A 21390-nucleotide genomic window follows, 5' to 3' on the forward strand; every position below is an offset into this window, starting at 1 on the left:
AAAGACGAAAAGCTTCCATGTCCCCTCGCCAAGAACGCGACCAGTTCGCACCACCCAAGCCACCGTCGCGGACCAAATCCTGGTCCCTAGCCGCGGTTGCGCACTTGCTGGTGGTGATTGCACTGTTGTGGACGGTGCGCAACCCGCGAGACAGCGACCAGCCCGCTGTCGAGGCCGAGCTGTGGGCCCCCACCAATGAACAGTCCGCGCCTGCCCCGGTCACGCCCCCGCCAGCTCCCCAGCCGGTGCCTGAACCGCCGCCACCGCCTCCCCCACCACCTGCTCCCGCGCCCCAACCCGTGGTGACGCCGCCGCCCAAGCCTGTTGCAGCACAGGAGGATGACGACGACCACGAAGCCGAGATTGCCCTGCGCAAGAAAAAGGAGCAGGAAAAGAAGCTGCGCGAGCAAAAGGAACAGAAGGAGCGCGAACTGGCCGAACGCAAGGAAGCCGAGCGCAAGAAGCAAGCCGAGCAGGACAAGAAGGACCGCATCGAGCAGGAGAAGAAAGAAGCCAGGGAAAAGGCGCAGAAAGCCGAGGCCGAACGCAAGGAAGCCGACCGCAAGAAGCAGGCCGAGCAGGACAAGAAGGACCGCCTGGAGCAGGAGAAGAAAGACCGCCTGCAAAAGGAAAAGGACGCCAAGGAAAAAGCCCAGAAGGAACAAGCCGAGCGCGAAAAGGCCGAGAAGGCCGAAAAAGCCAAGGCCGATGCCAAGGCCAAGGCGGAAGCCGACGCCAAGGCCAAAGCCAAGGCAGCAGCCGATGCCAAGGCCGCCGAAGCCCAGCGTGCCGCCAATCTGGCGCGCATGCAGGGACTGGCGGGGGCCGATGGTGCATCCGGCGCCTCCAAGGGCGGCTCGCCCGGCGGTACCGCGAAGGGCGCAGGCGGCCCATCCGGCGGCTATGGCGGCCGAGTGGCAGCCAAGGTGCGCCCCAATATCGCCTTCCCGGACGATATCCAGGGCAACCCCCGCGCCGAGCTGGAAGTGCGTGCCGCACCAGACGGCACCATCGTCGGCGTGCGCGTGGTCAAATCCAGCGGCAACAAGGCTTGGGACGACGCCGTGGTGCGCGCCATGCACAAGACCGAGACGCTGCCCAAGGATGTGGATGGCACGGTGCCGAGCAACCTTGTCATCGGCTTCCGCCCCAAGGACTGAGCGCACGGCAAACTCCGCACATGTGCTGATCGCCAGCAGCAAAAAACAAAAGCAGCTTCGGCTGCTTTTGTTTTCAGCGCACTTTTTCAGCGAACTGCCATATAGGTCCCCAGCAACAGCAGGCTCGCAAACAGGCAGCGCTTGAAGAGCTGGGGCGACAGCCGCCCGCGCAGCCGCTCGCCACACCACATGCCTGCCAGTGCGGGCAGCAGCCACAGTGCAGACCATGCCCATTCGGCCATGGCCACGCCGCCATGCTGCTGCAGGCTGATGGCCAGTGCGATGGTCGATACCGAAAAGCTCAGGCCCATGGCCTGGATCAGGGCATCCTTGCCCAAGCCCAGGCTCTGCAGATACGGCACCGCCGGGATGACGAACACGCCGGTCAATGCCGTCACCACACCCGTGGCCGCACCCACCAGCGCGCCCAGCATGGCATGCGCCAGCGACTGCTGCCTGCCGTCCGCAGAAGCCGGAATCACCAGGGGCCTGCCCCACAACCCCCATAGCGCATACAACACCAGCGCCGCGCCCAGCCAGCGTTGGCTGCTGGCCAGTTGCAAGGCGCCAAACTGCCAGGCTGCGCCCAAGGTACCGATCACCACGCCCAATTGCATGGGCCACAGCTGCCGTGCCAAGACGCGCAACTGTGGCCAGGGGCGCATTTGCCACATATTCGTCACCATCGAGGGCAACACCAGCCAGGCCGCAGCGGTTGCCGGGCTCAGCCACAGCGCCAGCAACGCCATCGATACTGTGGGCAAGCCCAGGCCCACGACCCCTTTGACCATGCCCGCAACCACAAAGACGGCTGCAACACCCAGCCACCAGCCCGGATCCGTCATGCGCCACCTCCATAGGCCCGCGTGTTTGCAGCAGCCATGGCAACACAGCCCGCATCTGCAACCGGAGGGAGCAGTGGCAAGCCATGCAGGCACCCATTCATTTCAGTTTTTTCCATAGAAAAAATTCTGAACCAAGCGTCTTCACAATACAAACTGGATAGTTTTGACAATCAGTATGGAAAATCCATATCAAAAACATCAACACCCCGCTACCATGGATTGATGCATCCAACCTCCCTTTCACGCTTTGCCTGCCATGCGCTTTGACCTGCAAGACCTGCGCCTCTTTGTGCACACGGTGGAATCGGGCACCATCACGCAGGGCGCCGAGCGCAGCCACATCACCCTGGCGTCGGCCAGCGAGCGCATCCGCGGCATGGAAGCCGTGCTGGGCACGGCCCTGCTCTCGCGCAGCAAGCGCGGCGTGTTGCCTACCGAGGCCGGGGCCGTGCTCCTGCCCCACGCGCGCCGCATGCTGCTGCAGATGGAGCAGATGGCAGGCGACATGCAGGCCTTTGGCGAAGGACTGGGTACACGCATCGAACTGCTGGCCAACACCTCGGCCATCAGCGAACACCTGATTGCACCGCTCGGCGCCTTCATGCAGGCCAATCCGCTGCTGCGACTGGAGCTGCGCGAATGCACCAGCGACACCATTGCACGCGCGCTGATGGACGGAGAGGCCGACCTGGGTGTGCTCTCCAATGCGGCACCCTCCGGCGCGCTGCATACGCAGACCTGGCGCGCCGACCCGCTGGTACTGATGGGCCCTGCGCCGCTGCTGGATGGCATGCCAGCAGATATTGAGCTGCCCCACCTCAAGGATTTGCCGCTGCTGGGACTGCTCCCGCAGCATGCCTTGCAGCAGCTGATTGCCACGCAGGCGTTGCAGGCAGGCGTTGGCCTGCGCTACCGTGCCAGAGCGCCGCATCTCGACGCCCTGTGCGACTGGGCCGCCATGGGCCTGGGGGCAGCACTGGTACCGCAGGCTGCCGCGCAGCGTTGCGTTGAGCGCTGGCCACAGGCGCCACTGCGCATCCTCCCCCTGGCTGCCGGATGGGCCGCGCGCCACCTGGTGCTGGCCTGCCGCAACCCCGAGCAATTGCCTGCGCATGCGCAGCAACTCTGGGCTTTTTTGATGGAACTGCCTGCAAGCCCATAGCCGTTTCAATGCCCGCAACACGCGAGGTTTTTGGCCGCAAGCCCGCCAAGTTGTGCAACACTTGCGCGCTTATGTTTTTCCGCCCCTCTTTTCTTCTCGCGCCCGCCCTGCTTTCCTGTGCCGCTACGGCTTTTGCAGCAGGTTTTGATGACTGCCCGCAATTCTTCGCTGGCAAGGCCCCGGTCATTCAAGGCTATGGCCAGCAGCGTGCGCTGTGCTTTGAGGAGTTTGCGGTGCTGCACTCGGGCCAGACCAAGACGCCGCTCTACACCGCCCAGCGCCTGAACGCCCGAATGCTGAACAAGGCCAAGGATCTGAAGCGCAATGACAAGTTCTATGAGGAAGCCCGCCTTCCCGAATCCGAACGCGCCCTGCTCTCCGACTACCGCCGCTCTGGCCTCAGCCGGGGCCACATGGCAGCCGCAGGCGACATGAGCACCACCTTTGGCAAGGCGCAGAGCTATTCGCTGGCCAATATGGTGCCGCAGGACCCGACGCAGAACGGCAAGCCCTGGTCGCAGATCGAGCAGGATACGCGCCGCTACATCCGCCGCGCCCGGGGCGATGTGTACGTGATCACCGGCCCGGTGTTCAGCAGCCGCCAGCCCCGCACGATCGGCAACAGCGAAGTCTGGGTGCCGGACGCCGTGTTCAAGATGGTGTACGACCCGGCCACCGGCGAGCGCTGGGTGCATCTGCAGGCCAACCAGAAATCCACCCGTGCCGGCAAGCCGATCAGCTACGAGGAATTTGTTCAGCGCACGGGCATCCGGCTGCTGAACTGAGTGGCCTGGCCCCTGAATGGCGTAGCCCCCGGGGAACGACCATGAAAAAGAGGCCTTCCGGCCTCTTTTGCGTCATGCGGTGCGCGGCAATCACCGCCTAGGCGTCGTTGGCGGCATCCAGAAAGGCCTTGCCTTCCGTCAACGGCGCAAAGCGGTAGGACGCAGGCGTGCGGCTGAGCTTGACCGGCGCGCCCAGGCCGGTGTATTCGCCCATTCTGACGACCAGCTCGCGGTGCTGGGTGTGCGGAGCCTGCAGGGCCTGTTCCACATTCAGCACCGGGGCAGCGGGCACGCCGATGTCCATCAGCTCCTCCGCGAGCTTGACACCGTCCAGCGCAGCAAAAGCCGTCTCCAGCAGCGGCTTGAGCGCGGCCCGGTGCACCGAGCGCTGGCCCGCCGTGGCGTAACGCGGGTCGTCCGCCAGCCCTTCTTGGCCAAGGTGCTTGCACATCAGGCGGAACTGGCGGTCGTTGCCCACAGCCAGAAAAATGGGCGAGGTACCGGTGCTCACCACATCGTAGGGGTAGATGTTGGGGTGGGCATTGCCGGAGCGGCCGGGAATCTTGCCATTCATGAACCAGTTGGCTGCATGCGGGTGCAGCAGCGAAATGCCTGCGTCGTAGAGCGATGCATCCACCAGCTGGCCCTGGCCGCTGGCCGCGCGCTCGTGCAGCGCCAGCAGCACGCCGATGACGGCGTTCAGGCCCGTCACCATGTCGACCACGGGCAGGCCCACACGCAGCGGATCACGGTCGGCTTCGCCATTGATGCTCATCAGGCCTGCCATGGCCTGGATGGCGGCGTCGTAGCCGGGCAGGCTGCCCAGCGGGCCGTCGGCGCCAAAGCCGGTCACACGGCACCACACCAGGTGCGGAAACACATGCTGCATCTGCTCGTAGCCGATGCCCCATTTCTCCATGGTGCCGACCTTGAAGTTTTCCACCACCACGTCGGCCTGCGCCATCAGTTCCTTGATTTCCCGCTGCCCCTCGGGGCTTGCCAGGTCCATGAACTGGATGCGCTTGTTGCGGTTGAGGCCAAAATAGTACGAAGCTACGCCGTCGCGGAACGGGGGGCCCCAGGTGCGGGTGTCGTCGCCCTGCGGCGGCTCGACCTTGAGCACATCGGCGCCATGGTCGCCCAGGATCTGGCCGCACAGCGGGCCACCCAGGATGCGCGAGAGGTCCAGCACGCGCACGCCCTTGAGCGCGCCGGTATTGGGAATGGATTGCGGAGTATTGCTCATGCTCGGATGCTGATGGTTGGGCCCTGATTGTGCGTTCAATCCAGCGTCACACCCGACTGCTGCACAACGGATTTCCACTTGTCCACTTCGGTCTTGATGAAGCCCGCCAGGTAGGCTGGCGAACGGTCAGGCGATGCCTCCAGCCCCTGGGCGGCAAATGCCTTCTTCACAGCGTCCGAATCCAGCGCCTTGGAAAAGGCCTGGTTCAGCACCTGAATGCGGTCCTGCGGCGTTCCCTTGGGTGCCACCACACCAAAGAATACGCTCACGTCATAGCCTTTGAGGCCCTGCTCGGCCACGGTCGGAATCTCGGGCATGGCGCTGGATTTTTTGGCGGTGGCCACGCCCAGCGCCTTCACCTTGCCGGTCTTGATGTACGGCATGGCGGTGAGGATGTCGGTGAAGGTCATGTCCACCTGACCGGCCAGCAGGTCGTTGAGCGCAGGGCCCGTGCCCTTGTAGGGAATGTGCTGCAGATGGGTGCCGGCAACGCCGTTGAACATGACACCTGCCAGGTGCGACGAAGCGCCGTTGCCCGACGAGGCAAAGTTGAGTTTGCCAGGCTGGGCCTTGTCGAGAGCAATCAGCTCCTGCACGTTCTTGACGGGCAGATCGGGCTTGACCACCAGGATGTTGGGCAGGTAGCCCACGTAGATGATGGGCGCAAAGCTGGTGCGCGGATCGTACTTGATGGCCTTGTACAGGCTCTGGTTGATGGCCAGCGGGCCGGAGGTGCCAAACATGATGGTGTAGCCGTCAGGCTTGGCACGCGCCACGTACTCGGCGCCAATGTTGCCGCCAGCGCCCGCCTTGTTTTCCACGATCACGCTCTGGCCCAGCTCCTGCGTCATTGCGGTGGCCAGAATGCGCGCCATGGCATCCGTGGGCCCGCCCGGCGGGAAGGGCACGGTGAACATGATCGGGCGATCAGGAAACTTCTCTGCCGCACTGGCCACCGAAGCGCCCATCCACTGGCCCATACCTGCGGCCACGAGGGCCAGCAACATGCTGCGTTTTTTCATCATCTGTCTCCTTGCATCTTGTTGTTGCGCTGCCTGCAGCACGGTTTTGCGCCGCACCACAGAACAACTCACTATCAAAAAAGCAGCTTATGGCGCACACACCGTGCGTGCCATCAGCACTTTTTCCTAAAACTGCTTGTATCAACCGGTCGCCGCCTTACCGCCAGTCGGCAGGCACGGCGCCGCTCTCCAGCGGATCGCGTGGCAGCACGCGGTGCAGCAGCACCAGTTGCGACAGGCGCAGGCGCTCTGCAGATCCGGTCTTGCCCGCTTCCCATGCCATGGCAATCGCCGTGGTGCAGTTGTACAGGCCCGTGGCGGCCTGGCGGGCCAGCGCGTCGCCACCTTCCTGCGCGGCACGCTCGGCCAGCGCACTGGCGCGGCCCAATGCGTCTTCCAGCGCCTTGCGGTAGCCTGGGCTGGTCGTGCTGTGGTCGAGCAAATCCTTCAGATACGCCTGCAATACCGGCAGCGAGCCTTCGCGCTTGATGGCGCGGATCACATCGAGCGCCACGATGTTGCTGGTGCCTTCCCAGATCGAGCCCAGGTGCGAATCGCGCACCAGGCGCGGATCGCTCCACTCTTCGATATAGCCGCAGCCGCCACGCACTTCCATGGCGTCGCCCGTCACCTTGCGCGCATCGCGGCAGGCGCGGAACTTGATCATCGGCGTGAGGATGCGCAGCAGCGCGTAGGCGTTTTCTTCACCCGCGTCCGAGCGCATCAATGTGCGCGCGGTCTGGAACACCATGGTGCGGGCCTGCTCGGCGGGCACGCGCAGCTTGTCGAGCTGGCGCTGCATCAGCGGCATGTCTTCAAGGCGCTTGCCGAAGGCGATGCGCTCGCGTGCGACGAACTCGGCCTCGGCCACGGCGCGGCGCATCATTCCTGCCGAACGCACGCCATTGGAGAGGCGCGAGTTGTTGACCATGTCGGCCATCTGCACAAAGCCCCGGCCCTGCTCACCCACCAGGTAGGCCACGGCGCCGTCCATGCGGATCTCGCCACTGGCCATGGATTTGGTGCCCATCTTGTCCTTGAGGCGGATGATGCGGTAGTGGTTGGCGCTGCCGTCGTCCAGCGTGCGCGGCAGCAAGAAGAGCGAAATGCCCTTCATGCCGGCAGGCGCGCCATCGACATGCGCCAGCACCATGGCAAATGCTGCATCGGGGTTGGAGCAGAACCACTTGTCGCCTGTCAGGCGCCAGCTGCCATCGGCAGCCGCCTTGGCAACGGTCTGGGTGTTCGAGATATCGGAGCCCGCCGCCTGCTCGGTCATGAACATCGCGCCCTGGGCCTGCGTGTCCCAGTCCAGCGACAGGAGCTGAGGCAGGTATTTGTCTACCAGCGCCTGGTCACCGAACTTCTTGAGGGTGCGGGTGAGCGAGTCGGTCATCGACAGCGGGCAGCACAGCCCGAACTCGGACTGCACGAACAGGTACGTCAGCGCATATTTGACGATGGGCGGCATCTTGCCCTTCCAGCCCAGCATGTCGTCGCGGTGCGAGATGGCCTGCAGGCCGAACTGGCCGTAGGCAATGCGCTCCAGCTCTTCATAGGCCGGGTGCTTGATGATGCGCTGCCTGTCTTCGCCCGCGCGGGTGCGGTATTCGAGCGTGGGCGGGTTCTTGTCGGCAATGCCTGCCAACTCGTCGATCCGGCCACCTGCCAACTCTCCCATGCGCGCAAAATGCGGCTGCAGATGCGCTAGCAGATCGACAGGCAGATACAGCTTGAGCAGTGCCTGCAGCTCGGGATCGGTCTCGTAGAAATTGGCGCCATGGCGATCTGGCACCGGGTGTTCGTTGGACAGCACCGTCTTGGCAATGGCAGTATGCTGGGGCTGGTCATGGGCGGACATGCGCGTCTCCTGGAAAGCGGGTCTGTCGCCACAGTTCCACCTTGGAGCCTGCAGCGCAGCCTGTGTTCGATCGCTGAATTTCAGCACCCTGGCCGATTCGCGTCAAATATTATTAAAATCTTGATCGATACATATTAAGTATGAATAGCTTCCCAGAGCCATGGAACCAACCGTGGATGAAGGAGCCCGGATTCAAGGAGACAGCATGGAGCTGCGCCTTCTCAACTACTTCGCCACCCTCGCCGAAGAACTGCATTTCAGCCGCGCGGCCAGGCGCTTGTCCATATCGCAGCCGCCGCTGTCGGTAGCCATCAAGCAGCTGGAAGAGGAAATTGGCGCCCAGCTGTTCGAGCGCACCAGCAAGGGCGTGCGCCTGACGCCTGCGGGCGAGCACCTGCTGCCCCGCGCGCGGCAACTGCTGACCCTGTCCCAGCAGGCAGTGCAGGAGACGCGTGATGTGGGCCATGGCGTTCGCGGCCACCTGCGGCTGGGTTTTGTCGGGTCGGCCTTGTACCGTGGCGTGCCGCAGGCACTGGCAGCCTTTCAGGCGCAGCACCCGCAGGTGCGCGTGGACATGCTCGAACTCAACAGTGCCGAGCAGGTGCAGGGCCTGCAGCAGGGCCGGCTTGATCTGGGTCTGGTGCACAGCATTCTGCTGCCCGAAGGCATTGCCAGCCAGTTGCTGATGGAGGAGGCCTTCGTCGCCTGCCTGCCCGAAGGCCACGCATTGGCGAAGGAGCCGGATATCGATCTGGCGCGCCTGAAGGACGAGCGCCTGATTCTCTTTTCCAGCGCCGTCTCGCCGGTCTACCACCAGCGCATCTACCAGATGTGCATGGCGCACGGCTTTGCCCCGGAGATTCGCCACGAGGTACGGCACTGGTTATCGGTGCTGTCGCTGGTCTCCCACGGCCAGGGAACCGCCATCGTGCCCGCTGCCCTGCAGCGCGTGGGCATGCCACGGCTCGTCTTCAGGCCGCTGCAGGGCCAGCACCCCGTGTCCGAACTGCTGGCAATCTGGCGCAGCCAGCCGGACAACGCGCTGGTGCAGGATCTGCTGCACAACTTGCGCGCTGCCGTCAGCGCCATTGGCAAAGGCAAGGTATAGCAGCCAAAGGCACGGGTAACCTCATCCAAGTGAGACTACTCACTAGTGCTTATACAGCGTGCACTTCAACTATTATTTTCATAGCGTTTTCATTCAAGACCGGCAGCGTTTTTTCCGCCGGTTTCTGTGCTTGGGCCTGACGGGCCGCCTGCCATGCAACACCCTCTTCAGCGGATGCAGCGAAACAATTTGCACAAAATAACTGTACAAATAAACAGTTTCATAAGATACTTAATACTGTTTTTATATACAGATATTCATCCATGGAAACTGTCACCCTGATCGAAGCCCACCTGCAGGATTGCCAGGGCATTGAACCGGCGCTGCGCAGCAAGGCAGAAGCGCGTTTTGTCAAAGAGCTGCAGCGCCAGTTCCCTTCGGAACAAGCACTGGTGGAGGCATGGGAAGCGTGGAGCAGCGCTGCAGAAGGCGCTGATGAGATCAACCCCGGCCAGGAACAGTTGGCCCGCAGCTGGCTCAAGGCCTTTGAACGCGCCCGGTTTGCCGGCTTTCGCGACATCGCGGTAGAAGAAGCGTTTTTTGAAGTCAAGCTGCATTGATGCCTTGCTAGCAGGCCCAGCGTGGAAGCTGGGCTCCGGCTTCCAGCTGTCTGCAAGTCGAGCGGGGCGGCCTCTGGCGGCAAGTTCAGACAACCGCCCGCTGACTCGGCATGGCTGCCCGCCGCGTGGCGCGCAGCCCCATCCACTGCAGATCGGCCAGGGCCAGCACAACAACCGCCTGCACCGCCACCCATGCCACGCCCCAGCCGCTCAATACCAGGCTGGAGCCCAGAACCAGGGCCGCACAAGCCAGCGCCCAGCCCAGATTGCCCACGGCCACCAGCCCGATCAGTGTGCGCGGCACTGGCTGGCGGCGCGCCATCCAGCCCGCAGCCAAGGCATAGGCCAGCAAAAAGAGCCCCGTCCCGGCCAGCAAGGATGGAGGCAGGCCCGTCAAGCGGGCGAGCGGCTGCGTAAAAGCCAGCTGGGCAATGCCTGTACCCGCACAGGACGCTGCATCGGCCCACATCACACGGGGCAAGAACCGGGGAGAAGCAAAGACGGACATGAAAGACTCCTGTTGAATGAAGTAGGTCTGCGGCCAGTCCAGTACCGGCTGCTGGGCTCCATGATTCCCGCCTGCTCGCATGGCGTCGATAACCTCGCAGGTCATGGCGCGCTCTTCCCAGTTGCCACTACGATGCAGGCATGAACACCAGCACCGCGCCCTCCCCTCATGCATCTCGTGCACCCGCTGCGCCTCCAGGGGCCCGCACCCCATTTGGCGAGCACCTGCGCCATTGGCGCCAGCACCGCCGGTTGAGCCAGCAAGGCCTGGCGCTGGAAGCCGATATTTCGACCCGGCACCTGAGCTATGTGGAAACCGGCCGCGCGCAGCCCAGCCGCGAAATGGTGCTGCGCCTGGCCGAGCGCCTGTCGGTGCCGCTGCGCGAGCGCAATGCGCTGCTGGTGGCTGCGGGCTTTGCGCCCATGTACCAGGCGCGCCCACTGGACCATCCTGATCTGGCGGCAGCACGCCAGGCCGTGGAGCTGGTGCTCCGGGGCCACGAGCCCAACCCCGCGCTCGCGGTGGATCGGCACTGGAATCTGGTGGCCGCCAATGCCATCGTGCCGCTGCTGCTCGAAGGCGTTGCGCCGCACCTGCTGGTGCCGCCGGTGAATGTCCTGCGCCTGAGCCTCCACCCCGAAGGGCTGAGCCCGCGCCTGGCCAATGCCACGCAATGGCGAGCCCACCTGCTGCACCGCCTGCAACAGCAGATTGCAGCAACAGCCGACAGCCAGTTGCAGGCCCTGCATGACGAAATCGCCGCCTACCCCTGCCAGGGCGGCGAGGATGCCTCGCACGGCGCTGGCCCCGACAGCCACATTGCCGTCCCCTTCGAGCTGCACACCTCTGTGGGAAAGCTGAGCTTCATCAGCACCATCACCATCTTCGGCACGCCGGTGGATGTGACCCTGCAGGAGCTGGCGGTCGAATCCTTCTTTCCTGCGGATGCCGCAACCAAAACGGCCTTGGCGGACATGCGTGCCGCCATGCAGGCTGCGGCTGGCGCCCCCGATGCCTGATTGCCCGGCTGCACGGGCCGAACGCAGCCCCCCCTTGCCGATGCAATGAAAAAACCCCGCCAGACATCATCTGGCGGGGTTTGTCTAGGGGCGTGGCAAATGCAGCCCTGTGCTTCAGCAGCCCTCAGGCTACTGAGCCTCAGACCTTCTCTGCGACTTCTGCGTACTCCGAGATTTCGTTGAAGTTCATGTAGCGGTACACCGAGGCCTTGTCGGCATCGATCACGCCCATTTCCTGCAGGTACTCTTCCTTGGTAGGCAGCTTGCCGATGCGCGATGCAATGGCAGCCAGCTCGGCCGAGCCCAGGAACACGTTGGTGTTCTTGCCCAGGCGGTTGGGGAAGTTGCGGGTGGAGGTGGAGATCACCGTTGCACCTTCGCGCACCTGGGCCTGGTTACCCATGCACAGCGAGCAGCCGGGCATTTCGGTACGTGCACCAGCAGTGCCGAAGGCGGCGTAGTGGCCTTCCTTGATCAGCTCGCTCTGGTCCATCTTGGTGGGCGGTGCCACCCACAGCTTGACGGGGATGTCACGCTGGCCGCCCAGCAGCTTGGCTGCAGCGCGGAAATGGCCGATGTTGGTCATGCACGAACCGATGAAGGCTTCATCGATCTTGGTGCCGGCCACTTCGGACAGGAACTTGGCGTCGTCCGGGTCGTTGGGGCAGCAGACGATAGGCTCCTTGATGTCGGCCAGATCGATCTCGATCACGGCGGCGTACTCGGCGTCCTTGTCGGCTTCGAGCAGGTCGGGCTTGGCAAGCCAGGCTTCCACCTTCTCGATGCGGCGCTGCAGGGTCTTGGCGTCGGCGTAACCGTCGGCGATCATGTTCTTCATCAGAACGATGTTCGAGGTCAGGTACTCCTTGATCGGCTCGGGGTTGAGCTTGATCGTGCAGCCAGCGGCCGAGCGCTCTGCCGAGGCGTCGGACAGCTCGAATGCCTGCTCCACCTTCAGGTCGGGCAGACCTTCGATTTCGAGAACCTTGCCCGAGAAGATGTTCTTCTTGCCAGCCTTGGCCACGGTCAGCAGACCTGCCTTGATGGCGTACAGAGGAATTGCGTGCACCAGATCGCGCAGCGTCACGCCGGGCTGCATTTCACCCTTGAAGCGCACCAGCACGGATTCAGGCATGTCCAGAGGCATCACGCCGGTGGCGGCACCGAAGGCCACCAGGCCCGAGCCTGCAGGGAACGAGATGCCGATGGGGAAACGCGTGTGCGAGTCGCCGCCGGTGCCCACGGTATCGGGCAGCAGCAGGCGGTTGAGCCAGCTGTGGATCACGCCGTCACCAGGACGCAGGGCCACGCCGCCACGGTTGGAGATGAAGGCAGGCAGCTCGCGGTGGGTTTTCACGTCCACGGGCTTGGGGTAGGCTGCGGTGTGGCAGAAGGACTGCATCACCATGTCAGCCGAGAAGCCCAGGCAAGCCAGATCCTTGAGCTCATCGCGGGTCATCGGGCCGGTGGTGTCTTGCGAACCCACGGTGGTCATGCGAGGCTCGCAGTAGGTACCGGGACGAATGCCCTGGCCTTCTGGCAGACCGCATGCACGGCCGACCATCTTCTGCGCCAGCGTGAAGCCTGCATTGGAAGCAGCAGGGGCTTGCGGCAGGCGGAAAGCGGTGGATGCAGGCAGGCCCAGCGTTTCGCGGGCCTTGGCGGTCAGCGAGCGGCCGATGATCAGGTTGATACGGCCACCGGCTTGCACTTCATCGAGCAGCACGTCGCTCTTGAGGGCGAAGTCGGCGATCTTGGCGCCATTCTTCTCGACCTTGCCTTCGTACGGGAAGACGTCGAGCACATCGCCCATTTCCATCTTCGAGACATCGACTTCGATCGGCAGCGAGCCGGAGTCTTCCTGCGTGTTGAAGAAAATCGGCGCAATCTTGCCGCCCAGCGTCACACCACCAAAGCGCTTGTTGGGCACGAAGGGGATGTCCATGCCGGTCGCCCAGATGATGGAGTTGGTGGCCGACTTGCGCGAAGAGCCGGTACCGACGACGTCGCCCACGTAGGCGACGAGGTGGCCCTTTTTCTTCAGGTCGTCAATGAACTGCATCGGGCCGCGCTTGCCATCTTCCTCGGGCTTGAAGGCCGCGTCTGGGCGGGTGTTCTTCAGCATCGCCAGGTAGTGCAGCGGAATGTCGGGGCGGCTCCATGCATCGGGCGCTGGCGACAGATCGTCGGTGTTGGTTTCGCCAGGCACCTTGAACACGGTGACCGTGATCTTTTCCTCGACCTTGGGGCGCGAGGTGAACCATTCGGCATCGGCCCAGCTCTGCATCACTTCCTTGGCCTTGGCATTGCCAGCCTTGGCCTTGGTGGCGACGTCGTTGAAGTAATCGAACATCAACAAGGTCTTCTTGAGCGCTTCGGCGGCCACCGCGGCGACTTCGGCATCGTCCAGCAATTCGATCAGCGGCTGCACGTTGTAGCCACCCACCATGGTGCCCAGCAATTCGGTCGCCTTGGCCTTGGAGATCAGGCCCACCTTGATGTCGCCATGCGCAACCGCTGCCAGGAAGGACGCCTTGACCTTGGCAGCATCGTCCACGCCCGGGGGCACGCGGTGGGTCAGCAAATCCAGCAGGAAAGCGTCTTCACCAGCGGGAGGGTTCTTGATCAGCTCGATCAGCTCGGCAACCTGCTTGGCATCCAAGGGCAGCGGGGGAATGCCCAGTGCGGCGCGTTCAGCCACATGGTCGCGGTAGGCTTTCAACATACTTACTCCGGTTCTCTATTTCAATGGTGGGGCGCGCCGTGCCTGCTGCATCCGCGCCGCTGACAGGGATCAGCGGCCGTTGCCTTCAAACAAGGCGGCGGGGGGGTTTTTCTTGATGGCTTCAGCCACCTGGCTTTGCTCCGGGCTCATGCATTCGTCAGCCATGCGCTGGCCCAGCTTGCGGTTGATGAGCATGGATTTGTTGGCCACTTGCAGCCACATCGCGCCTGCCTTGGCATCTTCCAGACGCACCGTACCGGTGGAGGTGGAAACAGGCGACATGTGGTACTTGAAGCCCTTGCCTTCCACAAAGAAGTAGCCGGGGTTGACCGAATCCTTGGCAATGCTCACCGAAGCGCCCAGTTCGCAGCTGATGCGGCCCTGGTACACCTGCTCGGCAATGGCCAGCTCGGCAGGCGTGAGCGTCTGCTGGGTAGGAATGGCGGCGGCAGAGCCGACGGCTACTGCACCAGCAGCGCCAGCGGCAACCGCGGCGCCCTTCTTGGCGGTGGATTTTTTGGCAGCCGTTTTCTTGGCGGGGGCTGCGGCCTTCTTGGCCGTAGCGGCGGCAGGCTTGGCGGGCTTCTTTTCTGCAGCCTGTGCACCCACTTGAACCAAGGCCAGCGCAGGAGCCAGCACCAACAACGAAATCACGCGATTTTTCATAACAATAACTCCCGCGATACAACGCAGAAACAGATTGGAAATAGGCTGACCGGATCTGGTTACAGCCACTCCCGCACTGTACTCGGCAAAGGGCAGCCAGTTTGCGCAGCCCGCTCCAAAACTTGCCAAAAGTAACGATAACTGGCGCGATCGTGTAACACTCCATCCACACTGATGGGGGCCCACTGCGCATCGGCCGCAGCCCGCACAATGCGTGCAGCCAGTGCGACTTCCGCCTCCGCCGGCGCAAATGCCTGCAGGATCGGGCGAATCTGTGCGGGGTGAATGCTCCACATGCGCGTATAGCCAAACTCGCTGGCCGCCCTGTGGGCAGCCTGCTGCATCGCGTCAGGATTTTTAAACTCTGTTACCACGCAATGCGACGGCACCTTGCCATAGGCGTGGCAGGCAGCGGCAATTTCGAGCTTGGCCCGCACCACGAGCGGATGCGTGAATTGCCCCTGCACGCCCATGGCGCTGGAAGGAATTGCGCCGCCGTGGGCAGACACAAAATCCATCAGCCCGAAGCTGATGCTCTGCACGCGCGGGTGCGCGGCAATCTCGAATGCGCGGTGCACCGCCTGCGGCGATTCGATCAGGACATGCAGAGGCACATCCGCATCGGTCGCACGCTGGAGCAGCTTTTCCGCCTGCACCACATCGTCCACCGACTCCACCTTGGGCAGCATGATGTGGCAGAGCCTGCTGCCCGCTTCGCCCGCAATCATGGCGATGTCATCGGCAAACGACGGATGATCCACCGCATGCACGCGTGCAGCCACCCGAGCACCCGGCGCGGCGCCATTGGCCAGCGATACGACGAGCCGCGCATGTTCCTTCTCCTGACCGACGGCAGCGCCGTCTTCACAGTCCAGGGTCACATCGAACACGCAACGGCCAAACTCGGCCATCATCTCTGCCTGCAAGGCCAGGCTTTTGCGCATGCGCTCTTCCACGCCGCTGTAATGGTCGCACACCGGCAAGCTCAGGGCGCCGCCCTGGGCGCCGAGCAGAACCTGTGCAGGATGGATGGCAGAAACGCTCATATCGGGCATCAGATGGGGCGCCTGGCCACCAAAAACAAGCGAGGGAATGCCAGCAGGCGCTTGCCATCGTTGCGCTTGCCGTAGGCCGCGTCGATGCGGCGCGTGTATTCGGTCAGAAAGCTGGCTTGCAGTTCGGAATTCAAAGGCTCCAGGAACGGACGCAGTCCGGTGCCACGAACCCATTGGACAATGGCCTCGGCACTGTCCATTGGGTGCTGGTATGCCGTGCGCCACACATCCACCTGCGCGTCACGGGCCAACAAATCGTAGTAGTCATTCAAGGCGAGCAAATCGGTGCGAACCGCATGCGGATCACCGATATGGTCTGCCCAGGGTTGCTCGGCAGCCACTGCACGCATCAGGCGGTGCGTAGGCTCTTCGCGGTTGTCCGGCATCTGGATGGCGAGTACGCCACCGGGCGCCAGCATGCCAAGCAGGCGCGGAAAAAGCTGTTCGTGATCCGGCACCCATTGCAGTGCGGCATTGGCAAAGATCAGGTCAGGCAGGCGGCCATTGATCTTTTCAGGTTGCCAACTGGCGATATCTGACAGTTCGAAGCGGGCATTCGCAAGACGTGCACGCGCAGCCGTGAGCATGTCCTGCGAATTGTCGACACCCAGCACCTGTGCATGCACAAAGCGCCGGGCCAGAAGTTCAGTGGAATTGCCCGGGCCGCAGCCGATGTCCACGACATACGCCGCGTCATCAGCCAAAGGGACTCGCGCCAGCAGCTCGGCGGCCGGGCGCGTGCGCTCGTCCTCAAAGCGGCTGTAGAGTTGGGCGTTCCACTGAACCATGTCTATTGCCTCGCCAGATTACAGCAGGTGCTTGACGCCATCCTGCTCGCCTTGCAGCTCGGCCAGGGTCTTGTTGATGCATTCTTGCGAGAAGGCATCGATTTCCAGGCCGGTCACGATCTTGTACTCACCGTTTTCGGTGGTCACAGGGAAGCCGAACACGATGCCGGCAGGGATGCCGTATTCACCGTTGGAAGGCACGCCCATGGTGACCCACTCGCCATTGGAGCCCAGGGCCCAGTCGCGCATGTGGTCGATGGCGGCATTGGCGGCAGAGGCTGCCGACGACAGGCCACGAGCGGCGATGATGGCAGCACCGCGCTTGCCCACGGTAGGCAGGAACACATCCTTGTTCCATTCCTGGTCGTTGATGGTTTCCTTCACGGATTTGCCGTCCACCGTGGCAAAACGGTAGTCGGCATACATCGTGGGCGAGTGGTTACCCCAGACGGTCAGCTTGCGGATGTCGCCCACCTTGAAACCGGCCTTGGCAGCCAGTTGCGAGGCAGCACGGTTGTGGTCCAGACGCAGCATGGCGGTGAAGTTCTTCGCTGGCAGGTCAGGTGCCGACTTCATGGCGATGTAGGCATTGGTGTTGGCAGGGTTGCCCACCACGAGCACCTTCACGTTGCGCGAAGCCACGGCGTTCAGCGCCTTGCCTTGTGCAGTGAAGATCTGTGCATTGGCGGCCAGCAGGTCGGCACGCTCCATGCCAGGGCCGCGGGGACGGGCACCCACGAGCAGTGCGTAGTCGGTGTCCTTGAAAGCCTGCATGGGGTCGCTGTGGGCTTCGATGCCGGCCAGCAGCGGGAATGCGCAGTCTTCCAGTTCCATGATCACGCCCTTGAGCGCGTTCTGGGCCTTTTCGTCCGGGATTTCCAGCAATTGCAGGATGACTGGCTGGTCCTTGCCCAGCATTTCGCCGGAAGCGATGCGGAACAACAGGGCGTAACCGATTTGACCAGCGGCGCCGGTGACAGCGACACGTACGGGCTTCTTGCTCATGGGAAAACTCCAGAAAATAGATGAGAGGTGTCCATCCAGGCCATTACCGGTAAAACATGTCGCTTTACGGCTGGCAGCATCCCAGTTACAGGCCTGTAAACAACGTGCAAGTGTACTCTTGAACAGATCACTCAGTCAATTTGTCTTATGTCTTATATAAGATATGATTGCAGCTTCGGTTGCTACAATATGTGCATCCGAGATACGTACTGACTGGCGCCGCCCGACGAGCGGCGCACGAGAGGTTAAGCCTCCGAAGAGACAAGCGCATGACATCCTCCACCCCCAACGCAAACGACACCAGCAGCACGCCTGCGGGCGACAGCGTGGGTGGCGGCGCACCGGCTTTCAGCCCGCTCTATCAGCAGATCAAGAGCCTGATCCTGCAAAGCCTGCAGGCAGGGGCCTGGAAGCCAGGGGAGATGATTCCCAGCGAAATGGAGCTGGCTGCCCGCTACCGCGTCAGCCAGGGGACCGTGCGCAAGGCCATTGACGAACTGGCTGCCGAGAATCTGCTGCTGCGCCGCCAGGGCAAGGGCACTTTTGTGGCCACCCATGCAGAGCGCAATGTGCAATACCGCTTTCTGCGGCTGCTGCCCGATGCCGGTGATCGCAACGAAGAAGGGCCCACCCAGCGCAATATCATTTCGTGCCGTACCATCAAGGGCCTGAGCGACATCTGCAAGCTGCTGCAGGTTCCCACGGGTGAATCCCTGATCCACGTGCGGCGCGTGCTGGTTCTGGCGTCCACACCCACCATTCTGGAAGACCTCTGGCTGCCCAGCAGCAACTTCAAGGGCCTGTCTGCCGAGCAGATGCGCGACTACCCCGGCGCCACCTATGCCATGTTCGAGGTGGAATACGGCGTGCGCATGGTGCGTGCCGAGGAGAAACTGCGCGCCGTACTGCCGGACGAAGCGCAGGCCCAGCTTCTGCACGTAGACCAGGCCACCCCGCTCCTCAGTGTGGAGCGCGTGGCCTATACCTATAACGATGTTCCCATGGAATTACGAAGAGGACTTTACCGCACGGACACCCACCACTACAGCAATACCCTGAGCTAGTGCGCCGGTCAAGTCATAGCGATCACCCAGGGGTTAATGAAAAACCCTCAGACCTTTGCGCTGCATTGCAATAAAATTTTCCCGGTTTGAGCAACCCGATTACATAGCAGTTACATCCACGAAAGATATCCTCACCATGACAGATACCACGAAAAAGCGGCCAGAGTTCCGAAATATCAACCCTCTATCGGACCTCACGACCTATCGCCTGCCCGCGGCTGCCAAGCTGTCGATCCTGCACCGCGCCAGCGGTCTGATCATGTTTGTGCTGCTGCCATTCGTGATCTGGCTGCTCGATACCTCGATTTCGTCGGAATACTCCTACGCCCGATTTGCCGCCGCCTTCAACACGGGTGCCGGCATTTTTGCTGGCTGGTTCATCAAGCTGGTGGTGCTGGCACTGATCTGGGCCTACCTCCATCACTTCTGCGCCGGTCTGCGCCACATCTGGATGGATGTCTCGCACAAGTCGGTCACCAAGGAATTTGGCCGCTCTTCCGCCCTCGCCTGCTTTGCAATCAGCCTGATCCTCACCGCGATCCTGGGTGCCAAGCTGTTTGGCCTGTATTGATCGCCTGCGACTGCATTACCCAAGAATAGAAAGGAAATCCCATGTCCGTCAATTACGGCTCCAAGCGTGTCGTGACAGGTGCCCACTACGGCTTGCGCGACTGGCTGGCCCAGCGCGTGACCGGCCTGCTGATGGCGCTGTTCACCGTGGCCCTGCTGGTGCAGGTACTGCTGATCAAGGGCCCCATCGGCTACGAGCAGTGGGCAGGCATCTTTGCCCACCAGTGGATGAAGTTCATCACCGTCGGCACCCTGGTCGCCCTGGCCTACCACGCCTGGGTGGGCATGCGCGAAATCTTCATGGACTACATCCAGCCTGCCGGCCTGCGCCTCGTGCTGCAGGTGTTCGTGCTGGTGTGGTTGGTTGGCTGCCTCGGCTGGGGTCTCCAGGTCCTGTGGCGTCTGTGATCCCTGCGATTGAAAGAAAACAATGAGCTATACAAAAGAGAACATCACCAAACGCAAGTTTGACGTGGTCATCGTTGGCGCAGGCGGGTCTGGCTTGCGCGCTGCACTGGAGCTGTCCAAGGCTGGCCTGTCCGTTGCGGCACTGTCCAAGGTTTTCCCCACCCGCTCGCACACCGTGGCGGCGCAGGGTGGTGTGTCCGCATCGCTGGGCAACATGTCGCCGGACAACTGGGAATGGCACTTCTACGACACCATCAAGGGCTCCGACTGGCTGGGCGACCAGGACGCCATCGAGTTCATGTGCCGTGAAGCACCCAAGGTTGTGTACGAACTTGAACACTTCGGCATGCCTTTTGACCGCAATCCCGATGGCACGATCTACCAGCGTCCATTTGGCGGCCACACGGCCAACCATGGCGAAAAGCCTGTGCAACGCGCCTGCGCCGCAGCCGACCGTACCGGCCACGCCATGCTGCACACGCTCTACCAGCAGAACGTCAAGTCCAAGACCAACTTCTTCGTGGAGTGGATGGCACTGGATCTGATCCGTGACGAATCGGGCGATGTGATCGGCGTGACCGCGCTGGAGCTGGAAACCGGAGACCTGTATGAGCTGCACGCCAAGGCCGTGCTGCTGGCTACCGGTGGTGCTGGCCGCATCTTCCAGGCATCGACCAACGCGTTCATCAACACCGGCGACGGCCTGGGCATGGCGGCGCGCGCTGGCATTCCGCTGCAGGACATGGAGTTCTGGCAGTTCCACCCCACCGGCGTGGCCGGCGCGGGCGTGCTGCTGACCGAAGGCTGCCGTGGTGAAGGCGCCATTTTGCGCAACAGCGACGGCGAGCGTTTCATGGAGCGCTATGCGCCCACCTTGAAGGACCTGGCTCCGCGCGACTTCGTCTCGCGCTCGATGGACCAGGAAATCAAGGAAGGCCGTGGCTGCGGTCCCAACAAGGACTACATTCTGCTGGACATGACCCACCTGGGCGCCGAAACCATCCACAAGCGCCTGCCGTCCGTGGAAGAGATCGGCCACAACTTCGCCAACGTGGACATCACCAAGGAGCCAATCCCCGTGGTGCCCACCATCCACTACCAGATGGGTGGCATTCCTACCAACATCAACGGCCAGGTCGTGGTGTGGGATGGCGAGAAGAACAACGTGGTCAACGGGCTGTACGCCGTGGGCGAATGCTCCTGCGTGTCGGTGCACGGCGCCAACCGCCTGGGCACCAACTCGCTGCTGGACCTGCTGGTGTTCGGCAAGTCGGCCGGCAAGCACATCGTCAACTACGTCAATGGCTATGGCGAATTCAAGGAAATGCCTGAAAACGCTTCCGACTTCTCGCTCTCGCGCCTCAACAAGCTCGATGAATCGAGCAGTGGCGAATATGCGCAGAACGTGGCCAACGACATCCGCAACTGCATGCAGCAGCACGCAGGTGTGTTCCGCACGCAAAAGAGCATGGACGAAGGCGTCAAGAAGATTGCCGAGATCCGCGCTCGCGTGGGCGGTGTAACCTTGAAGGACAAGTCCAAGGTCTGGAACACGGCCCGCATGGAAGCACTGGAAGTGGCCAACCTGATCGAAGTGGCGCAAGCCACCATGGTCTCTGCGGCTGCCCGTACCGAATGCCGTGGCGCCCACACCGTGGATGACTACGAGCATCCCGCCGACGATCCCAAGTACCCTCTGGGCCGCAATGACATCGACTGGCTCAAGCACACCCTGTGGTACAGCGATTCCAACAGCCTGGATTACAAGCCGGTCCAGCTCAAGCCTCTGACCGTGCCATCCGTACCTCCCAAGGTCCGTACGTTCTAAATCCA

The 21390-nt window shown here is 62.6% G+C and carries 20 protein-coding genes; 10 read left to right on the forward strand and 10 right to left on the reverse strand.

What is annotated here, in order from left to right; translation table 11 throughout:
• The first annotated feature begins 17 nt into the window (after positions 1-17).
• A complete protein-coding gene (gene tolA / locus ACH2DG_RS02505) occupies positions 18-1160 on the forward strand; it encodes a cell envelope integrity protein TolA (protein WP_395024148.1) in 1143 nt (380 codons plus the stop codon).
• An 86-nt stretch (positions 1161-1246) separates the two neighbouring features.
• Here tolA and ACH2DG_RS02510 read toward each other — a convergent pair whose 3' ends face one another.
• A complete protein-coding gene (locus ACH2DG_RS02510) occupies positions 1247-2005 on the reverse strand; it encodes a sulfite exporter TauE/SafE family protein (protein ID WP_395024149.1) in 759 nt (252 codons plus the stop codon).
• Positions 2006-2261: 256 nt separating this feature from the next.
• Here ACH2DG_RS02510 and ACH2DG_RS02515 point away from each other — a divergent pair, with 256 nt between their 5' ends.
• Both ACH2DG_RS02515 and ACH2DG_RS02520 read left to right on the forward strand, forming a co-directional pair.
• Positions 2262-3167 carry a LysR family transcriptional regulator gene (locus ACH2DG_RS02515; protein WP_395024150.1) on the forward strand — a complete coding sequence of 302 codons (906 nt, stop codon included), beginning with the start codon at positions 2262-2264 and terminating at the stop codon, positions 3165-3167.
• Positions 3168-3238: 71 nt separating this feature from the next.
• Complete coding sequence (locus ACH2DG_RS02520) at positions 3239-3952, forward strand: DNA/RNA non-specific endonuclease (RefSeq protein ID WP_395024151.1); 714 nt, start codon at positions 3239-3241, stop codon at positions 3950-3952.
• Positions 3953-4049: 97 nt separating this feature from the next.
• Here ACH2DG_RS02520 and ACH2DG_RS02525 read toward each other — a convergent pair whose 3' ends face one another.
• The 3 genes from ACH2DG_RS02525 to ACH2DG_RS02535 all read right to left on the reverse strand — a co-directional run bounded on the left by ACH2DG_RS02525 (position 4050) and on the right by ACH2DG_RS02535 (position 8081).
• The gene (locus ACH2DG_RS02525; protein ID WP_395024152.1) at positions 4050-5198 is read right to left on the reverse strand and encodes a CaiB/BaiF CoA transferase family protein; all 1149 of its coding nucleotides are present in this window, start codon (positions 5196-5198) and stop codon (positions 4050-4052) included.
• A 35-nt stretch (positions 5199-5233) separates the two neighbouring features.
• Entirely contained in the window at positions 5234-6205 is a 972-nt protein-coding gene (locus ACH2DG_RS02530) for a Bug family tripartite tricarboxylate transporter substrate binding protein (protein WP_395024401.1), read from the reverse strand.
• A 172-nt stretch (positions 6206-6377) separates the two neighbouring features.
• Entirely contained in the window at positions 6378-8081 is a 1704-nt protein-coding gene (locus ACH2DG_RS02535; protein ID WP_395024153.1) for an acyl-CoA dehydrogenase family protein, read from the reverse strand.
• Between the two features lie 205 nt (positions 8082-8286).
• Between ACH2DG_RS02535 and ACH2DG_RS02540 the strand changes: the two genes are divergently transcribed.
• Together ACH2DG_RS02540 and ACH2DG_RS02545 are read left to right on the forward strand one after the other, a co-directional pair.
• Positions 8287-9189 (forward strand): LysR family transcriptional regulator, encoded by a 903-nt coding sequence (locus ACH2DG_RS02540; protein ID WP_395024154.1) that lies wholly within the window; start codon positions 8287-8289, stop codon positions 9187-9189.
• Between the two features lie 263 nt (positions 9190-9452).
• Positions 9453-9749, forward strand: a complete 297-nt coding sequence (locus ACH2DG_RS02545; protein ID WP_224151878.1) for a hypothetical protein — start codon at positions 9453-9455, stop codon at positions 9747-9749.
• Between the two features lie 85 nt (positions 9750-9834).
• Here the strand turns inward: ACH2DG_RS02545 and ACH2DG_RS02550 are convergent, their stop codons facing one another.
• Positions 9835-10257, reverse strand: coding sequence for a hypothetical protein (locus ACH2DG_RS02550; RefSeq protein WP_395024155.1), 423 nt, complete (start codon positions 10255-10257; stop codon positions 9835-9837).
• Between the two features lie 140 nt (positions 10258-10397).
• Between ACH2DG_RS02550 and ACH2DG_RS02555 the strand changes: the two genes are divergently transcribed.
• Positions 10398-11276 carry a helix-turn-helix domain-containing protein gene (locus ACH2DG_RS02555; RefSeq protein ID WP_395024156.1) on the forward strand — a complete coding sequence of 293 codons (879 nt, stop codon included), beginning with the start codon at positions 10398-10400 and terminating at the stop codon, positions 11274-11276.
• Positions 11277-11415: 139 nt separating this feature from the next.
• Here ACH2DG_RS02555 and acnB read toward each other — a convergent pair whose 3' ends face one another.
• The 5 genes from acnB to ACH2DG_RS02580 form a co-directional block, all read right to left on the reverse strand.
• Positions 11416-14001, reverse strand: a complete 2586-nt coding sequence (gene acnB, locus ACH2DG_RS02560; protein WP_395024157.1) for a bifunctional aconitate hydratase 2/2-methylisocitrate dehydratase — start codon at positions 13999-14001, stop codon at positions 11416-11418.
• 69 nt (positions 14002-14070) lie between these two features.
• On the reverse strand, positions 14071-14667 hold the full coding sequence (locus ACH2DG_RS02565; protein WP_395024158.1) for a hypothetical protein: 597 nt from the start codon (positions 14665-14667) through the stop codon (positions 14071-14073).
• A gap of 59 nt (positions 14668-14726) precedes the next feature.
• Positions 14727-15713, reverse strand: coding sequence for an HpcH/HpaI aldolase/citrate lyase family protein (locus tag ACH2DG_RS02570; RefSeq protein ID WP_395024159.1), 987 nt, complete (start codon positions 15711-15713; stop codon positions 14727-14729).
• Positions 15714-15721: 8 nt separating this feature from the next.
• A complete protein-coding gene (tam, locus tag ACH2DG_RS02575; protein WP_395024160.1) occupies positions 15722-16510 on the reverse strand; it encodes a trans-aconitate 2-methyltransferase in 789 nt (262 codons plus the stop codon).
• An 18-nt stretch (positions 16511-16528) separates the two neighbouring features.
• The gene (locus ACH2DG_RS02580) at positions 16529-17515 is read right to left on the reverse strand and encodes a malate dehydrogenase (RefSeq protein ID WP_224151872.1); all 987 of its coding nucleotides are present in this window, start codon (positions 17513-17515) and stop codon (positions 16529-16531) included.
• Positions 17516-17784: 269 nt separating this feature from the next.
• On the opposite strand from ACH2DG_RS02580, the gene ACH2DG_RS02585 reads away from it, so the two are divergent.
• The 4 genes from ACH2DG_RS02585 (at position 17785) to sdhA (ending at position 21385) form a co-directional block, all read left to right on the forward strand.
• A complete protein-coding gene (locus ACH2DG_RS02585; protein WP_395024161.1) occupies positions 17785-18579 on the forward strand; it encodes a GntR family transcriptional regulator in 795 nt (264 codons plus the stop codon).
• Positions 18580-18715: 136 nt separating this feature from the next.
• Entirely contained in the window at positions 18716-19150 is a 435-nt protein-coding gene (gene sdhC / locus ACH2DG_RS02590) for a succinate dehydrogenase, cytochrome b556 subunit (protein WP_395024162.1), read from the forward strand.
• Positions 19151-19191: 41 nt separating this feature from the next.
• A complete protein-coding gene (gene sdhD, locus ACH2DG_RS02595) occupies positions 19192-19557 on the forward strand; it encodes a succinate dehydrogenase, hydrophobic membrane anchor protein (protein ID WP_224151869.1) in 366 nt (121 codons plus the stop codon).
• Between the two features lie 22 nt (positions 19558-19579).
• Positions 19580-21385 (forward strand): succinate dehydrogenase flavoprotein subunit, encoded by a 1806-nt coding sequence (sdhA, locus tag ACH2DG_RS02600; RefSeq protein ID WP_395024163.1) that lies wholly within the window; start codon positions 19580-19582, stop codon positions 21383-21385.
• Positions 21386-21390: the final 5 nt, after the last annotated feature.

Source organism: Comamonas odontotermitis, from assembly GCF_040396735.1.
GTDB lineage: Bacteria > Pseudomonadota > Gammaproteobacteria > Burkholderiales > Burkholderiaceae_C > Comamonas > Comamonas odontotermitis_C.

Excerpts from the sequence above, each read along its gene's own strand:
- ACH2DG_RS02535 (WP_395024153.1), bottom strand. The coding sequence starts at position 8,081 with ATGTCCGCCCATGACCAGCCCCAGCATACTGCCATTGCCAAGACGGTG.
- acnB (WP_395024157.1), bottom strand. The coding sequence starts at position 14,001 with ATGTTGAAAGCCTACCGCGACCATGTGGCTGAACGCGCCGCACTGGGC.
- ACH2DG_RS02525 (WP_395024152.1), bottom strand. The coding sequence starts at position 5,198 with ATGAGCAATACTCCGCAATCCATTCCCAATACCGGCGCGCTCAAGGGC.
- tam (WP_395024160.1), bottom strand. The coding sequence starts at position 16,510 with ATGGTTCAGTGGAACGCCCAACTCTACAGCCGCTTTGAGGACGAGCGC.
- ACH2DG_RS02565 (WP_395024158.1), bottom strand. The coding sequence starts at position 14,667 with ATGAAAAATCGCGTGATTTCGTTGTTGGTGCTGGCTCCTGCGCTGGCC.
- ACH2DG_RS02585 (WP_395024161.1), top strand. The coding sequence starts at position 17,785 with ATGACATCCTCCACCCCCAACGCAAACGACACCAGCAGCACGCCTGCG.
- ACH2DG_RS02545 (WP_224151878.1), top strand. The coding sequence starts at position 9,453 with ATGGAAACTGTCACCCTGATCGAAGCCCACCTGCAGGATTGCCAGGGC.
- ACH2DG_RS02570 (WP_395024159.1), bottom strand. The coding sequence starts at position 15,713 with ATGAGCGTTTCTGCCATCCATCCTGCACAGGTTCTGCTCGGCGCCCAG.
- sdhA (WP_395024163.1), top strand. The coding sequence starts at position 19,580 with ATGAGCTATACAAAAGAGAACATCACCAAACGCAAGTTTGACGTGGTC.
- ACH2DG_RS02555 (WP_395024156.1), top strand. The coding sequence starts at position 10,398 with ATGAACACCAGCACCGCGCCCTCCCCTCATGCATCTCGTGCACCCGCT.
- ACH2DG_RS02580 (WP_224151872.1), bottom strand. The coding sequence starts at position 17,515 with ATGAGCAAGAAGCCCGTACGTGTCGCTGTCACCGGCGCCGCTGGTCAA.
- sdhC (WP_395024162.1), top strand. The coding sequence starts at position 18,716 with ATGACAGATACCACGAAAAAGCGGCCAGAGTTCCGAAATATCAACCCT.
- ACH2DG_RS02540 (WP_395024154.1), top strand. The coding sequence starts at position 8,287 with ATGGAGCTGCGCCTTCTCAACTACTTCGCCACCCTCGCCGAAGAACTG.
- sdhD (WP_224151869.1), top strand. The coding sequence starts at position 19,192 with ATGTCCGTCAATTACGGCTCCAAGCGTGTCGTGACAGGTGCCCACTAC.
- ACH2DG_RS02530 (WP_395024401.1), bottom strand. The coding sequence starts at position 6,205 with ATGTTGCTGGCCCTCGTGGCCGCAGGTATGGGCCAGTGGATGGGCGCT.
- ACH2DG_RS02550 (WP_395024155.1), bottom strand. The coding sequence starts at position 10,257 with ATGTCCGTCTTTGCTTCTCCCCGGTTCTTGCCCCGTGTGATGTGGGCC.
- tolA (WP_395024148.1), top strand. The coding sequence starts at position 18 with ATGTCCCCTCGCCAAGAACGCGACCAGTTCGCACCACCCAAGCCACCG.
- ACH2DG_RS02515 (WP_395024150.1), top strand. The coding sequence starts at position 2,262 with ATGCGCTTTGACCTGCAAGACCTGCGCCTCTTTGTGCACACGGTGGAA.
- ACH2DG_RS02510 (WP_395024149.1), bottom strand. The coding sequence starts at position 2,005 with ATGACGGATCCGGGCTGGTGGCTGGGTGTTGCAGCCGTCTTTGTGGTT.
- ACH2DG_RS02520 (WP_395024151.1), top strand. The coding sequence starts at position 3,239 with ATGTTTTTCCGCCCCTCTTTTCTTCTCGCGCCCGCCCTGCTTTCCTGT.